Below are 13,833 nucleotides of genomic sequence, written 5' to 3'. Positions count from 1 at the left end.
CAAGGCTCAACCCGGCTCGTTGGCAAGCCGGTGCCTGCCGGGCGCGCGGCAATTGCGGCGAAATGCCGGTGGTTATGGCAAACTCCGCCGTCATAAATACCGGCACGCTGGTCTGGCCCCCCAGGCAAGCGGGCGGATCGGAATAAAGCGATGCCAGGAAGGCTCCCACCAGCGGGGCAGTCCGTTTGTGGTTTGGCACGGCGGTGCCAATACCTTCTGCCTCATCACACTAGAGGAACGACCGTGCATAACGTCGTCATCAGCGGCACCGGCCTGTTTACCCCGGCCAATAGCATTTCCAACGAAGAGCTGGTGGAGTCTTTCAACACCTACGTCCAGCAGTTCAACCGCGACAACGCGGCGGCCATCGAACGGGGCGAAGTGCAGGCCCTGACCGAATCCAACGCCGCCTTCATCGAGAAAGCCTCCGGGATCAAGAGCCGCTTTGTCATGGACAAGGCAGGCATCCTCGATCCGCAACGCATGGTTCCGAACCTGCCGGAGCGCTCCAACGACGAGTGGTCGGTGCTCTGCCAGATGGCCGTGGCCGCCGCCGAGCAAGCCCTGCAACGGGCCGGCAAGACCGCCGCTGATATCGACGGGGTGATCGTCGCCTGCTCCAACCTGCAGCGCGCCTACCCGGCCATCGCCATCGAAGTCCAGGCGGCCCTGGGTATCCAGGGCTTCGGTTTCGACATGAACGTGGCCTGCTCCTCGGCGACCTTCGGCATCCAGGCCGCCTGCAACAGCGTGCAGCTGGGCCAGGCCCGGGCGATCCTGATGGTCAACCCGGAAGTCTGCACCGGGCACCTGAACTTCCGTGACCGCGACAGCCACTTCATCTTCGGCGACGCCGCCACCGCGGTGATCATCGAACGCGCCGACCTGGCCACCTCCAAGCACCAGTTCGAGATCGTCAGCACCAAGCTGCTGACCCAGTTCTCCAACAACATCCGCAACAACTTCGGCTTCCTCAACCGCGCTGCGCAAGAAGGCATCGGTGGCCGCGACAAGCTGTTCGTCCAGGAAGGCCGCAAGGTGTTCCGCGACGTGTGCCCGATGGTGGCCGAGCTGATTGCCGCGCACCTGGAAGAGAACCAGCTCAATGTCGGCGACGTGAAGCGCTTCTGGTTGCACCAGGCCAACCTCAGCATGAACCACCTGATCGTCAAGAAACTCCTGGGCCGCGAAGCGTCGGTGGAAGAGGCGCCGGTGATTCTCGATACCTACGCCAACACCAGCTCGGCCGGCTCGGTGATTGCCTTCCACAAGTACCAGGACGACCTGGCCAGCGGTTCCCTGGCGGTACTCAGCTCCTTCGGCGCCGGTTATTCGATCGGCAGCGTGTTGCTGCGCAAGCGTTGATCTAGGCTGATGCGGGTGTGGCGCCGGGCGGCATTGGCGCGTCACACCCTCTCAAACCTGCATGATTGAACGAGGCACGAATGGCTGCTGCAGATGACGCGCAACTGCTAGAGCGCCTTTTGGCGGGTGAGCAAAAGGCTTACAAGGAACTGGTCAGTACCTACCAGAGCGCCATGCGCGCGGTGGCTTACGCCATTGTCGGCAATCGCCATGCCGACGAAGTGGTGCAGGATGCCTGGCTGTCGGTGGTGCGCAATCTGGCGGGCTTTCAGGGGCGCTCCAGCCTCAAGACCTGGCTGCTGACCATCACCGCCAACGCGGCCAAGGGCCGCTACAAGCAAAATCGCCGGGAAGTGTTGCTCGATGACCTGCCCGCGCCCCATGGCACGGTTGGCGATGAGCGTTTTTCCTCCACGGATGGCCACTGGCTGGTGGCGCCTTTCGCCTGGCACGAAGACACCCCCGAAGCCTTGCTCACCGAATCCGAGCTGCGCGACTGCCTGGAACACACCCTGCTCAGCCTCTCGGAGCTGCAAAGCAGCGTCCTGCTGCTGCGTGAGCGCCAGGGCCTGGAGCTGGAAGAAATCTGTAATCTTTTGGGGCTCACGCTCTCCAATGTCCGGGTGCTGTTGCATCGGGCACGTCTTAAGGTCTTCGCCACCGTGGAGCATTTTGAGGAAACCGGCCAATGCTGACCTGTAAGGAACAAGTGGCACGCTCCAGCGATTATCTCGATGGTCAGTTGAGCTTTCGCGAGCGCCTGATGGTGCGCCATCACCTGCTGTTCTGCCCCAATTGCCGGCGATTCATTCGGCAGATGCGCCTGCTCCAGGCCACCTTGCGGGTGTTGCCGGAGCCGCCCCTGGAGGGCTTGGATGCCTTGGCCGAGCGTCTGGCGACGCAACGCAACAAGGACGTTTGAGAGGGAAAAACACAGGCCGGCGCGGCGACGACGAACGGATGATGGGGGAGCGTCGCCCCGTGCCGGACTGTTGAAACCCGACAGAGGCTGCTCGCGGTTGGCGCGGGCAGCCTCTGCAGTGTACGAGCAGGTCGCTTAGAACTTGGCTTCGGCGTCCAGCTGCAGGGTGTTGGTATTGGCGTCGCGCTGGGTGCGGCTGGAGTAGTCGGCCTTGGTCAGGAAGTAGGTCGCGCCCAGGGCGAAGTTCTTGTCGATGTCGTAACCGACCTTGAACTTGTGGCCACGGGAACCGGTGGTGCCGTTGGCGAAGTCGGAGTCGGTAAAGGCGCCGACCACGGCATTGCGCTGCACGTCGCGGTAGTTGTAGTCGAGGTTGAAACCGAACACTTTCGACTTGGCGCCCAGCAGCCAGGCGGTGTCCTGATCGTTCACCGCATCGTTGTTCTTCACGTACTGGCCGTAGAACGACAGCGGCATCGGCAGGCCGCCGATGTCGATCTGGCTGAAGCCTTCGTACAGGCGGAACTGGTTGTCGGCCGAGTTGCCGTTGACCGCCAGGGCACAAGGCGTGGAGGTGCCGGTGCAACGGCTGTCCTTGTCGTTCTGGTAGGCATAGACGCTGCCGCCGACGGTCAGCTTCAGATTGTCGGTGATGGCGAAGCGGCTACCCAGTTGGCCGGCGGTCAGGCGCAGGTCGTGACGGAACTGCACGCCTTCGCCGTCGACGTTGTCCTTGAGGCTGTAGTTGCCCAGGCTGCCGAACAGTTCGGCGCTGCCGCCCAGCGGGTACTTGTAGGTGACGGCCAGGCCTTCAGGGTTGATGTCGCTGTCCCAGATCACATCGCCCATGCTGACCCAGGGTTGCAGCATCTTGCCGCCGATCACGTGCAGGTTCTTGACGGCGTCCGGGTGATAGTCGATGTAGCCCAGGTCCAGCCAGATCTGTTTCTTGTCGAAGTAGTTGTCCATGTCCTGGTTGGTGGAGCGGGCATCGTCGCCGCCGCCGGTGGCGATGCGGATGCCGGTGTCCACCTGCGGGTTGATCTCGCTGTAGGCGCCCAGGCGGGCACGGATGCGCTGACGATCCTTGTCGCGGCCGCCGTTGTTGGATTCGCCATCGATCTTGACGGTTTCCTGGCGGACCCGAACGTCGCCTTTGAACTGAGTCTTGGCCGCCCAGGCCAGCTTCTGGTCGAAGGCGCTCAGCTCGTTGGCTTTCTTGGCGGCCGCCGCCACTTGTTCGTTGGTTTCTTGCTGCGCTTGCTGAGCGATTTGCTGGGCCTTCTGATCCTTGGCCAGCTCGGCTTGCAGTTCAACGTACTGCGCCTGGGAAATCGAGCCGTTGGCCTTGAGCATGTCGAGCAGTTTGGCGTCGACCGCAGCACTGGCGGGAACGCTCATGGCCAGTAACAGGCCGCCACACAGGGCCGCCGCGGTTTTCGTGGAAGCAAGACGCATAGCAATCTCCGAAGGTAAGAGTGGATGGCTCAACCATCCAGGACACAACCGACCTGTGCAGATCGGAAAACAGTGGTCGGGTAGAACCCGGCGCTCTAAAAACAGGCGCCAGTATCACGATGGTTTATGACAGCGGGGTGGCAAAGTAATGGCGTGTAGATGACGATTGCTGACGGCAATGCCCCCTGGGCGAGGAGCGTTGTTGGTGCCGGGGCAGGGGGATGCCGGGGGCGACCGGCCGCCGTTCAGTGGGCGGGTGTCGCGCCGCAAGAGGTCAGAGAAGCGGGGCGGGCGGCTTGGCCCGAGCTTGGGGCTCGGGCCTGGCGGGGTCAGGGGCAGGTGGTTTCGTGCAGGTACAGCCACTGCGCCGAGTTGTCCCGGACACGGATGATCGCCAGGGACAGGCGCGCGGTTTCGAGCGAGTCCAGGCGGTGGACTTCCTTGTAGCGGATCGCCGCACACGGGCCTTCCTGCCACACGCAATGCAGGTCGCTGAGGCAGATTTCCAGCCCCGGGCGCTTGCCCAGGCCCGCGTGAAACAGCTGTTGCACCTGCTCGCGGCCGACCAGGGCGCCGCCGGTGGTGACCATCTGGAAGTCCTCGGCCAGCAAGGCCATCAAGGGTTCGAGGCAGGCCGCGCCGTCCCCCTGCCGGTTGCTGAAGACGCTGTGAATCAGTTGGTGAATACGCTGCACGCTGTGTTGCGCTTGTTCAATGATCGAGTTGGGCATGGGGGGCCTTCATGGTGGGGAGTTGGTTCAGGGTCAGCAGCGGCAGCAGACCGGCCGCAGCGGCCAGCAACAGGCTCAGGTGGTAGGCGCCGGTGGCATCGGCGTACCCCAGCAGCAGGTTGTAGAGCATCAGCAACCAGGCGGCGCCGAGGCTGAACGCCACCTGCCGGTTGATGTTCCAGATCACACTGGCCCGGTGTGTATCGGCGCCGTTGAAGTCGAGCAGGGCAGTGGTCTGCGCGGTGTTGGCGCCGGCACCGCCGCCCAGGCCCATCAGCAGGTAGGCCATCACCAGCAGCGGCAGGTCGGCGGCCGAGTCGACCCAGCACAGGCTGGCGATGCCGGCGCTGTGCAGCACCAGGGCCATGGCGAACAGCCGCGCGGCGCCCAGGCGGTTGTAGCAGCGTCCGCCCACCAGCATCGCCAGCAGCGCGCCGGCGGCGTACAGCAGCATGAACATGCCGCTGTGCCGGGCACTCAGGTGCAGGTGCTCCTGGAGGAAGAACAGGCTCAGCAGGTTGACCCCGGTGAAGATCCCCGGAATGGCGTGATAGATCGCCACCGACAGGCCCAGGCGCGGGTTTTTCAGCAGCCGCAGTTCGACGATCGGACGGGCGCAGGCCCGGCAGTGGCGGCGATAGCACTCGGCCAACAGCAGCCCGGCGATCAGGCTCGGTGCCGCCTGATACGCCGGGTAGCCGCTGCCGTACAGCGACATGCCCAGCAGCAGGCCGCCGAGGCTCGCGCTCACCAGCAGCAGGCCGCGCAGGTCCGGGCGATCCGCGGGCGCCGAGGGGCCAGGGGCGATCCAGCACCAGGACAGCAGCGCCGCCAGCAGCGACAGCGGCACGCTGGCGAAGAACACCCAGCGCCAGGAACTGTGATCGACAATCGCGCCGCCCAGCGTCGGCGACAGTGCCGGCGCCAGCAGGGCCACGGCCATCACCAGGGTGGAGATCCGCGAGCGTTGCGCGCCTTGGAACAGGTTGAAGGTCAGCGCCTGCCCCAGGGGAATCAGCAGGCCGCCGGCCATGCCCTGGACCAGCCGCCAGAACACCAGCGACATGAAGCTGTCGGCCAGCCCGCACATCAGCCCCGCGCCGCTGAACAGCAGCATCGAGGCGCAGAGCACCTGGCGGTTGCCGAAGCGCCCGGCCAGCCAGGTGCTGATGGCGATCACCAGGGTCAGGCCAAGGATGTAGGCATTGGCGACCCAGGCCACGGCGGCACTGGACACCTGCAAGTGGCCGGCAATGCTGGGCAGGGCCACCGCCGACATGAAGATGTTGACGCAGTCGATAAAGAACCCGAGGAGAAATACCACCGCCACTTTGTATCTGTAAGTCATGCCGTCTCCCTATTTGCGCGCAGCTTAGGGAGCTTGGGGGCGGCGTGTCGAGGCGCCTATACTTGACGCATTGTTTAACAGGATTTGACAGTGAACGATCATTTTCACGGCCAGCTGCACCGGGTGCAGACCTTCCTCGCGGTGGTCGACTTCGGCTCCTACACCCGCGCCGCGCAATACCTGGGCATCAGCAAGGCCATGGCCAGCCTGCATGTAAAGACCCTTGAGCAGGCACTGGCGAGCACCTTGCTGGTGCGCACCACGCGGCAGGTGACCCTGACCGAAACCGGCGAGGACCTTTACCACGAGTTCAAGGGGATTGTCGCCAATATCGACACAGCCTTCGACAACGTGCTGCATGGGCGCAACCGGGTCAGCGGCAAGCTGCGCATCAGTTCCACGGCGGAGTACGCCGAGACGTTCGTGCTGCCGATCCTGCCGCTGTTCACCGCGCGCTACCCCGAGGTGCGCCTGAGCTATCACTTCAACTCATCGCTGAATGATCTGGTGGCGGAAAAGCTCGACCTGGTGATTCGCCTCGGCCACCTGGCGGATTCGGGGTTCAAGGGACGCAAGCTGGCGGACTACGCCATTGCCCTGGTGGCCAGCCCGGCGCTGCTTCAGGGCCGGGAGTTGCAGCGGATCGAGGACCTGAGCGCGCTGCCGTGGATCGGCAACAGCAACCTGGCCGGGCCGCCGGGTTGGACCTTCAGCCATCCGCGCCGCGGCGAGGTGGAGGTAAAGGTCAGTCCGGGGCACGAATCCAACTCGGCGACGGCGATTCGTGCCCTGGCCTTGGCGGGCCTGGGGCTGGCGGTGCTGCCGGAGTGGATGGTCCTCGACGACCTGGGCAGCGGCCGCCTGGTGCGGGTATTGCCGCAGTACGGCCTGGCCCCGCAGCCAGTGCATGTGCTGTTTCCCAACAGCGCGCACCTGCCGCGCAAATCCCGGGTGTTCATCGATTTTCTTGCCGAACACCTGGGGCATTGAGGGGGGCAGGGTACTGGCGGTTTCGGTGAGTCCGGGGATGGAGGATACTCGCCGGGTCGTTCGATCTGAATTCCGGGGACCCCCATGCCGCTGCAATCCTTGAACAGTCTGTCTGCCGTCGATCCTGTGCAATGGGATGGCCTGCTCAAGGATGGGCAACCCTTTGTGCGCCATGCCTTTCTCAGTGCCCTGGAAGACAGCGGCAGCCTCGGTCCGCGCTCGGGCTGGCAGGCCGAGCACCTGTTGCATGTGGAGGACGGCCGCCTGCTGGCGGCCCTGCCCAGCTATCGCAAATGGCACTCCTACGGCGAATACGTGTTCGATCACGGCTGGGCCGATGCCTGCGCGCGGGCCGGTATCGACTATTACCCCAAGCTGCTGACGGCGGTGCCTTTCAGCCCGGTCAGTGGCGCGCGGGTGTTGGCGGCGACCCAGGCGGATGCCTTCGAGCTGCTGAAAAGCCTGCCCGGCTACCTGGAGATCGAAGGGCTTTCTAGCGCCCATATCAACTTCACCGACGACTTCAGCGACGCCGCCCTGGAACAGCAACCGGGCTGGTTGCAGCGCCTGGGCTGTCAGTTCCATTGGCAGAATCGCGGCTATCGGGACTTTCAGGATTTTCTCGACGCCCTGAGCTCGCGCAAGCGCAAGCAGATGCGCAAGGAGCGTGAGCAGGTGGCGGGGCAGGGCTTTGATTTCCAGTGGTTCGAAGGCCATGAACTGGACGAGGCGCACTGGGACTTCGTCTACGCCTGCTACGCCAACACCTATGCGGTGCGGCGCCAGTCGCCCTACCTGACCCGGACCTTCTTCAGCCTGCTGGCCGAGCGCATGCCCGAGGCGATCCGCGTGGTCCTGGCCAAACAGGGCGGGCGCCCGGTGGCCATGGCTTTCAGCCTGGTGGGCGGCGACAGCTTCTACGGCCGCTATTGGGGCTGCCTGGCGGAGTTCGACCGCCTGCATTTCGAGACCTGTTTCTACCAGGGCATGGAGTACGCGATTGCCCAGGGGCTGCAACGCTTCGACGCGGGAGCCCAGGGCGAGCACAAGCTGATCCGCGGCTTTGAACCGGTGCTGACCCGTTCCTGGCACTACCTGCGCCACCCCGGCCTGAATGCCGCGGTGAAGGATTTCCTGCAGCAGGAGCGCAGCGGTATTCGTGCCTACGCCGAGGAGGCGAGGGACGCCTTGCCCTATCGGCAGGCGTGACCCTCGCCCCTTTGTGTCAGCTGTCTTCCTTGCCCAGCCAGCGGTAGACCACGCCACCGATCACCGCGCCGAGGATCGGCGCCAGCCAGAACAGCCACAGCTGCTGCAACGCCCAGCCGCCGACGATGAGCGCCGGGCCGGTGCTGCGGGCCGGGTTGACCGAGGTGTTGGTGACCGGGATCGAGATCAGGTGGATCAGGGTCAGGGCCAGGCCGATGGCGATCGGCGCCAGCCCCGCTGGGGCGCGCTTGTCGGTGGCGCCAAGGATGATCACCACGAACATCAAGGTCATCACCAGCTCGCAGACAAACCCCGCCGCCATCGAATAGCCGCCGGGGGAGTGGGCGCCATAGCCGTTGGAAGCCAGCCCCGAGGCCAGCTCGAAACCGGGCTTGCCGCTGGCGATGAAGTACAGCAACGCCGCGGCGATCACCCCGCCGAGCACCTGGGCGACGATATAGGCCGGCAGTTCCCTGGCCGGAAAGCGCCCGCCCACCACCAGCCCTACGGACACGGCGGGATTCAAGTGACAACCGGAGATATGGCCGATGGCGAAGGCCATGGTCAGCACCGTCAGGCCGAAGGCCAGGGCGACGCCCAGCAGGCCGATGCCGACATTGGGAAAGGCCGCGGCGAGAACGGCGCTGCCGCACCCGCCCAGGACCAGCCAGAAAGTACCGAGCATTTCGGTAACGGAACGTTTGAACAAAGACATGAGTGAGTCCTTGATAGGTCAACCTATCAACGCGATACAACTGTTATGCATCCCGCAGGTTAACTACAGGTTCCGCTCCGGAACCTAGGGTCAGTACAGCAGGCTTTCGGCGCAATTCCAGTCCGCAAAAAAACGCCAGGGCCCCTGGAAACGGGGCCCTGGCGTCGCGAGGCACAACCTTCTGCAACTGATTGCAACCTGTAGCCGCTGCCGCAGGCTGCGACCGAGTCCGCAGGACTCGCAGGGCGATTGACCAGGCAAACCGCGGATGCAGGTTCTGCGGCCCCTGCGGTGCCGATCGCAGCCTGCGGCAACGGCTACAGATCAGTCGCCGCCGGTCAGTCGATGCCGACGAATCCTCCGGTCTGGTGCTGCCAGAGGCGTGCATACAGACCGCCACGGGCCAGCAGTTCGGCGTGGGTGCCGGTCTCGGCGATGCGCCCCTGTTCCAGGACCACCAGGCGGTCCATGCGGGCGATGGTGGAGAGGCGGTGGGCGATGGCGATCACGGTCTTGCCCTGCATCAGGGTTTCCAGGCTTTCCTGGATCGCCGCTTCTACTTCCGAGTCCAGGGCCGAGGTGGCCTCGTCCATGATCAGGATCGGCGCGTCCTTGAGCAGTACCCGGGCGATGGCGATGCGCTGGCGCTGGCCGCCGGACAGCTTGACCCCGCGCTCACCGACATGCGCATCGAAACCGGTCCGGCCCTGGGCGTCGGACAGCAGCGGGATGAACTCATCGGCGCGGGCCTTGCGCACCGCTTCCCAGAGTTCCTCGTCGGTGGCGTCGGGGCGGCCGTAGAGCAGGTTGTCGCGGATCGAGCGGTGCAGCAGCGAGGTGTCCTGGGTGATCATGCCGATGCGTTCGCGCAGGCTTTCCTGGGTCACTTCGGCGATGTTCTGGCCGTCGATGAGGATTTGCCCGCCCTGCAGGTCGTACAGGCGCAGCAGCAGGTTGACCAGGGTCGACTTGCCGGCCCCGGACGGACCGATCAGGCCGATCTTCTCCCCGGGACGGATGTCCAGGTTGAGGTCGCTGATCACCTTGTTGGCCTTGCCGTAATGGAACTCCACATGCTCGAAGCGCACGCCGCCGTTGGCCACGGCCAGCTTGGGCGCCTGCTCGCGGTCGGTGAGCTGCAGCGGCTGGGCGATGGTCTGCAGACCGTCCTCGACCATGCCGATGTTTTCGAAGATGCCGTTGATCACCCACATGATCCAGCCGGACATGTTGACGATGCGGATCACCAGGCCGGTGGCCAGGGCGATGGCCCCGGCGCTGATCAGCGACTGGCTCCACAGCCACAGGGCCAGGCCCGTGGTACTGACGATCAGCAGGCCGTTGAGGCTGGTGATGGTCACGTCCATGGCGGTGACCACGCGCCCGGCCAGCTGGCTTTTCTCGGTCTGCTCGGCGATGGCCTCGCGGGCGTAGCTCTGCTCGAAATGGGTGTGGGCGAAGAGCTTGAGGGTGGTGATGTTGGTGTAGCCATCAACGATCCGCCCCATGAGTTTGGAGCGGGCGTCGGAGGCGTCCACCGAGCGCTGCTGGATGCGCGGCACGAAGTAGCGCATGGCGCCGATGAAGCCGGCGATCCACAGCAGCAGCGGGATCATCAGGCGCCAGTCGGCGTCGGCGAACAGCACCAGGGAGCCGATGGCGTAGATGGTCACGTGCCACAGGGCGTCGATCACCTGCACCGAGGAGTCCTGCAGCGAATAGCCGGTCTGCATGATGCGCTGGGCAATGCGCCCGGCGAAATCGTTCTGGAAAAAGTTCAGGCTCTGGCGCAGCACGTAGCTGTGGTTCTGCCAGCGGATCAGGCTGGTCATGCCGGGGTTGATGGTCTGGTGCATCAGCAAGTCGTGCAGGCCGACCATCAAGGGGCGGAACAGCAGGGCCACCACCGCCATCCAGGCCAGTTCCAGGCCGTGGTCGGTGAATACCCGGGCGCTGGGCGTACCCTGGGCCAGGTCGATGATGGTGCTCAGGTAGCTGAACAGCGACACCTCGATCAGGGCCACGAACAGGCCCACCACCAGCAGGGCGACGAAGCTCGGCCAGACTTGCTTGATGTAGTGGAAGTAGAAGGGCAGGACCCGATTGGGCGGGGTGGCGCTGGGGGCGTCGCGGAAGATATCGATCAGTTGTTCAAAACGACGAAAGAGCATGGGGGTCTTGAAGCCCGGGGTACGGGCTCTCCTGTTCTGAAAGCGGACGGGGCGCCGGGTGGGGCGCCGCCGTCGGGACAGGCTGGCGGATTCAGTCGATGCGCTTGGCCGACTTGATCAGCACCGGGTCCACAGGCACGTTTTGCATGCCTTGCTTGGTGGTGGTCTGGGAATTGACGATCTGGTCCACCACGTCCATGCCGCTCACCACCTTGGCGAATACGGCGTAGCCGGCATCGCGGCCCGGGTCGAGGAAGGCGTTATCGGCGACGTTGATGAAGAACTGGCTGGTGGCCGAGTTGGGGTTGGAGGTGCGGGCCATGGACAGGGTGCCGCGTACGTTATGCAGGCCGTTGGAGGCTTCGTTCTTGATCGGGTCGCGGGTGTCTTTCTGCACCATCTGCGCGGTGAAACCGCCGCCCTGAACCATGAAGCCCGGGATCACCCGGTGGAAGATGGTGTTGGTGTAGAAGCCGCTGTCGACGTAGTCGAGGAAGTTCTTGCTGGAGATCGGGGCCTTGACCGGGTCCAGTTCGACTTCGATCTTGCCGAAGCTGGTGTCCAGCAGGACGTGGGGCGCCTTGGCCGGTTGGGCGGCCATCAGGTTGGCAGCGAACAGCACGGAGCCGGCGACGAGGGCGATTTTTTTCAGCATGGTTCAGTGATCCTGGGTGGTGGTGTCGACTGTGGTTGTGAAGTCCAGCAGGGTTTGGTTGAAGCGCTGCGGCTGGTCCAGCGGGGTGGCGTGACGGGAATCCTCGATCACCACCAGCCGTGCATCCGGCAGCAGTTTGACATAAGCCTCCTTGACCGCCACCGGGGTGTAGTCGTGGTCGGCGCTGACGACCAGGGTTGGACAGGTGATACGGCCCAGACGTTCCTGCACCCCCCAGCCGACGATGGCGTCGAAGCTGGCGAGATAAGCACGTTTGTCGTTTTTTGCCCAGCGCTCGGCCATTTTCCGCCGCAACTCGCCTTGCTCGGGCTTGGGAAACAGCCGCTGGCCCAGGGCCTGGCCGATGGTGGCCAGGCTCAGCACCCGGGCCAGGCTCCAGCGCTTGAACCACTGCCAGTAGTCGTTGGCGCTGCGCACCTTGACCTCGGGGGCGCTGTTGACGATGCACAGGCTTTTGAGCAACTGCGGCTGATCCACGCCCAGCTGGAAGCCGATCATGCCGCCCATTGATAGCCCGACATAGTGCGCGGGGCCCAGGTTCAGGTGTTCGATCAGCGCCACGATATCGGCGGTGAAGCCCGGGATGCTGTAGCGCTCCCGGGGTTTGTCGGAGCGTCCGTGACCACGCAGGTCGGGGACGATCAGGCGGTAGCGGTTCGAGAGCTCGGGGATCTGCTTTTCCCAGTCCTGGGCGCTGGAGCCCAGGCCGTGAACCAGCAGCAGGGGATCCCCCCGGCCGTATTCCTCGTAGTGCAGGGTGCAACCTTCATGCTCGAAATAGGCCATGGCAGAACTCCTGTTCTGGTGAGTGGACGTCAGGCTTGTTCGGGGGCGGCAAAGGGCGCGTCCAGGGGCGCGGTGTCGAACGTGCGCAGCAGTTCCACGAGGATCTGCGTGGCCGGGCCCAGGGGTTTGTCCTTGTTGGAATAGAGGAAGAAGGTCGGGTGGCGACTGCCGCCCTGGTCCAGGGGCAGGACCTTGAGCAGGCCTTCGCGCAGTTCCCGTTCGATCAGGTGCCGGGGCAGCCAGGCAAAACCCAGGCCGCTGCCGACGAAGGTCGCGGCGGTGGCCAGGCTGCCCACGGTCCAGCGTTGTTCGGCGCCGAGCCAGCCCACATCCCGCGGTTGCTGGCGGCCGGAGTCGCGGATCACCACTTGCAGCTGGCTTTCCAGGTCCTGGAAATGCAGCTCCCGTTGCAGGCGGTGCAGGGCGTGTTCCGGGTGGGCCACGGCGACGAACTCCACCGAACTCATCTCGGTGCCCAGGTAACCGGGAATGTTGAAACTGCTGATGGCCAGGTCGGCCACGCCTTCGAGCAGCACTTCCTCGACCCCGGACAGCACTTCCTCGCGCAGGCGCACGCGGCAGCCGCGGCTTTGCGGCATGAAGGCGGTCAGGGCGCGCACCAGCCGCGCGTTGGGGTAGGCGGCGTCCACCACCAGCCGCACTTCGGCTTCCCAGCCCTGCTCCATATGGTGGGCCAGGTCTTCCAGCTGGCTGGCCTGCTTGACCAGTTGCCGCGAGCGGCGCAGCAGCACGCCCCCAGCTTCGGTGAGCACGGCCTTGCGCCCGTCGATGCGCAGCAGCGGCACACCGAGCTGGTCCTGCATGCGCGCCACGGTGTAGCTGACCGAGGATTGCGAGCGGTGCAGGGCTTCGGCGGCCTGGGCGAAGCCGCCGTGGTCGACCACCGCCTGCAGGGTGCGCCATTGATCCAGGGTCACGCGGGGCGCTTTCATGAGGGACTCCTCTTGTCCTAAGCTGGCGCTCCTTATTGGAGACTGCCGAATGAGAAAATTCTGTTGTGTGTTGCTGGCGTTGTTGCCTCTCTGCGCCTGGGCCTATCCCATCGATGTCGAGAAGCAGCTCAATGGCCTGAGCATCGATTACACCGCCTATGACACCGATGAAGACATCGGCTCCATCCAGTTGAACAACTTCGGCAAGCGCGATGCCCTGTGCTCGGTGGTGTTTCGCAATGGCCCCGAGTCGCCGCGTACCCGCAAGGTGGAAGTCGCCGCGGGGCAGAGCAAGAACGTGACCGCCAAGTTCAACCGCAAGATCATCAAGCTGCGCCTGGAACTGAACTGCCAGGCCAAGTGATCGAAGCAGGCCGGTCCAGGGGATTGCACAGAGGCCGGCTGTGCTTATAAACGAATTTATTGATTGGTTATAGCAGTTATTTGCGCTTTTTCATCGATATCACTCTGTTTAATCTGCGCTCCATCGACTTACGCATACCCCGATG

14 protein-coding genes are annotated in these 13,833 nt (G+C 64.4%); 6 read left to right on the top strand and 8 right to left on the bottom strand.

The genetic code is table 11. The features are described 5' to 3' along the window. The first annotated feature begins 243 nt into the window (after nt 1–243). From L1O02_RS23130 to L1O02_RS23120, 3 genes are all read left to right on the top strand, one after another. Nucleotides 244–1,365, top strand: a complete 1,122-nt coding sequence (locus tag L1O02_RS23130; RefSeq protein ID WP_060838051.1) for a beta-ketoacyl-ACP synthase III — start codon at nt 244–246, stop codon at nt 1,363–1,365. Between the two features lie 80 nt (nt 1,366–1,445). Next, the gene (locus L1O02_RS23125) at nt 1,446–2,060 is read left to right on the top strand and encodes an RNA polymerase sigma factor (RefSeq protein WP_060838052.1); all 615 of its coding nucleotides are present in this window, start codon (nt 1,446–1,448) and stop codon (nt 2,058–2,060) included. After that, nucleotides 2,054–2,287, top strand: coding sequence for a zf-HC2 domain-containing protein (locus L1O02_RS23120; RefSeq protein ID WP_108544724.1), 234 nt, complete (start codon nt 2,054–2,056; stop codon nt 2,285–2,287). The genes L1O02_RS23125 and L1O02_RS23120 overlap by 7 nt, the downstream gene beginning before the upstream one ends. 135 nt (nt 2,288–2,422) lie before the next feature. On the opposite strand, the gene L1O02_RS23115 is transcribed toward L1O02_RS23120, so the two are convergent. The 3 genes from L1O02_RS23115 to L1O02_RS23105 form a co-directional block, all read right to left on the bottom strand. Beyond that, complete coding sequence (locus L1O02_RS23115) at nt 2,423–3,745, bottom strand: putative porin (RefSeq protein ID WP_060838054.1); 1,323 nt, start codon at nt 3,743–3,745, stop codon at nt 2,423–2,425. A gap of 329 nt (nt 3,746–4,074) precedes the next feature. Further along, nucleotides 4,075–4,476 carry a DUF4440 domain-containing protein gene (locus L1O02_RS23110; protein WP_235758768.1) on the bottom strand — a complete coding sequence of 134 codons (402 nt, stop codon included), beginning with the start codon at nt 4,474–4,476 and terminating at the stop codon, nt 4,075–4,077. Then, entirely contained in the window at nt 4,457–5,824 is a 1,368-nt protein-coding gene (locus tag L1O02_RS23105; protein WP_235758766.1) for an MFS transporter, read from the bottom strand. Before L1O02_RS23105 ends, L1O02_RS23110 begins: the two co-directional genes overlap by 20 nt. A gap of 84 nt (nt 5,825–5,908) precedes the next feature. Between L1O02_RS23105 and L1O02_RS23100 the strand changes: the two genes are divergently transcribed. Beyond that, nucleotides 5,909–6,814: a LysR family transcriptional regulator gene (locus L1O02_RS23100; protein WP_235758764.1), complete on the top strand. Its 906-nt coding sequence runs from the start codon at nt 5,909–5,911 to the stop codon at nt 6,812–6,814. A gap of 84 nt (nt 6,815–6,898) precedes the next feature. Next, a complete protein-coding gene (locus tag L1O02_RS23095; protein ID WP_235758762.1) occupies nt 6,899–8,023 on the top strand; it encodes a GNAT family N-acetyltransferase in 1,125 nt (374 codons plus the stop codon). Nucleotides 8,024–8,039: 16 nt separating this feature from the next. Here L1O02_RS23095 and aqpZ read toward each other — a convergent pair whose 3' ends face one another. The 5 genes from aqpZ to L1O02_RS23070 all read right to left on the bottom strand — a co-directional run bounded on the left by aqpZ (nt 8,040) and on the right by L1O02_RS23070 (nt 13,324). Continuing rightward, nucleotides 8,040–8,738: an aquaporin Z gene (gene aqpZ / locus L1O02_RS23090; protein ID WP_060838059.1), complete on the bottom strand. Its 699-nt coding sequence runs from the start codon at nt 8,736–8,738 to the stop codon at nt 8,040–8,042. Nucleotides 8,739–9,076: 338 nt separating this feature from the next. Continuing rightward, the gene (locus L1O02_RS23085; protein ID WP_060842767.1) at nt 9,077–10,909 is read right to left on the bottom strand and encodes an ABC transporter ATP-binding protein; all 1,833 of its coding nucleotides are present in this window, start codon (nt 10,907–10,909) and stop codon (nt 9,077–9,079) included. A gap of 91 nt (nt 10,910–11,000) precedes the next feature. Next, complete coding sequence (locus L1O02_RS23080; protein ID WP_016967472.1) at nt 11,001–11,564, bottom strand: peptidylprolyl isomerase; 564 nt, start codon at nt 11,562–11,564, stop codon at nt 11,001–11,003. A 3-nt stretch (nt 11,565–11,567) separates the two neighbouring features. Continuing rightward, a complete protein-coding gene (locus L1O02_RS23075) occupies nt 11,568–12,371 on the bottom strand; it encodes an alpha/beta hydrolase (RefSeq protein ID WP_060838061.1) in 804 nt (267 codons plus the stop codon). A gap of 29 nt (nt 12,372–12,400) precedes the next feature. Next, complete coding sequence (locus L1O02_RS23070) at nt 12,401–13,324, bottom strand: LysR family transcriptional regulator (RefSeq protein WP_060838062.1); 924 nt, start codon at nt 13,322–13,324, stop codon at nt 12,401–12,403. Nucleotides 13,325–13,373: 49 nt separating this feature from the next. On the opposite strand from L1O02_RS23070, the gene L1O02_RS23065 reads away from it, so the two are divergent. After that, nucleotides 13,374–13,688, top strand: coding sequence for a hypothetical protein (locus L1O02_RS23065; RefSeq protein WP_060838063.1), 315 nt, complete (start codon nt 13,374–13,376; stop codon nt 13,686–13,688). Nucleotides 13,689–13,833 lie beyond the last annotated feature (145 nt).

It is taken from the genome of Pseudomonas sp. BC42, assembly GCF_021560055.1.
Classification (GTDB): Bacteria; Pseudomonadota; Gammaproteobacteria; order Pseudomonadales; family Pseudomonadaceae; genus Aquipseudomonas.
The sequence above is the reverse complement of the archived record's forward strand: the minus strand, read 5'-3'. Positions and strand labels throughout refer to the sequence as shown.

Excerpts from the sequence above, each read along its gene's own strand:
- L1O02_RS23125 (WP_060838052.1), top strand. The coding sequence starts at position 1,446 with ATGGCTGCTGCAGATGACGCGCAACTGCTAGAGCGCCTTTTGGCGGGT.
- L1O02_RS23120 (WP_108544724.1), top strand. The coding sequence starts at position 2,054 with ATGCTGACCTGTAAGGAACAAGTGGCACGCTCCAGCGATTATCTCGAT.
- L1O02_RS23115 (WP_060838054.1), bottom strand. The coding sequence starts at position 3,745 with ATGCGTCTTGCTTCCACGAAAACCGCGGCGGCCCTGTGTGGCGGCCTG.
- L1O02_RS23110 (WP_235758768.1), bottom strand. The coding sequence starts at position 4,476 with ATGCCCAACTCGATCATTGAACAAGCGCAACACAGCGTGCAGCGTATT.
- L1O02_RS23105 (WP_235758766.1), bottom strand. The coding sequence starts at position 5,824 with ATGACTTACAGATACAAAGTGGCGGTGGTATTTCTCCTCGGGTTCTTT.
- L1O02_RS23095 (WP_235758762.1), top strand. The coding sequence starts at position 6,899 with ATGCCGCTGCAATCCTTGAACAGTCTGTCTGCCGTCGATCCTGTGCAA.
- aqpZ (WP_060838059.1), bottom strand. The coding sequence starts at position 8,738 with ATGTCTTTGTTCAAACGTTCCGTTACCGAAATGCTCGGTACTTTCTGG.
- L1O02_RS23085 (WP_060842767.1), bottom strand. The coding sequence starts at position 10,909 with ATGCTCTTTCGTCGTTTTGAACAACTGATCGATATCTTCCGCGACGCC.
- L1O02_RS23080 (WP_016967472.1), bottom strand. The coding sequence starts at position 11,564 with ATGCTGAAAAAAATCGCCCTCGTCGCCGGCTCCGTGCTGTTCGCTGCC.
- L1O02_RS23075 (WP_060838061.1), bottom strand. The coding sequence starts at position 12,371 with ATGGCCTATTTCGAGCATGAAGGTTGCACCCTGCACTACGAGGAATAC.
- L1O02_RS23070 (WP_060838062.1), bottom strand. The coding sequence starts at position 13,324 with ATGAAAGCGCCCCGCGTGACCCTGGATCAATGGCGCACCCTGCAGGCG.
- L1O02_RS23065 (WP_060838063.1), top strand. The coding sequence starts at position 13,374 with ATGAGAAAATTCTGTTGTGTGTTGCTGGCGTTGTTGCCTCTCTGCGCC.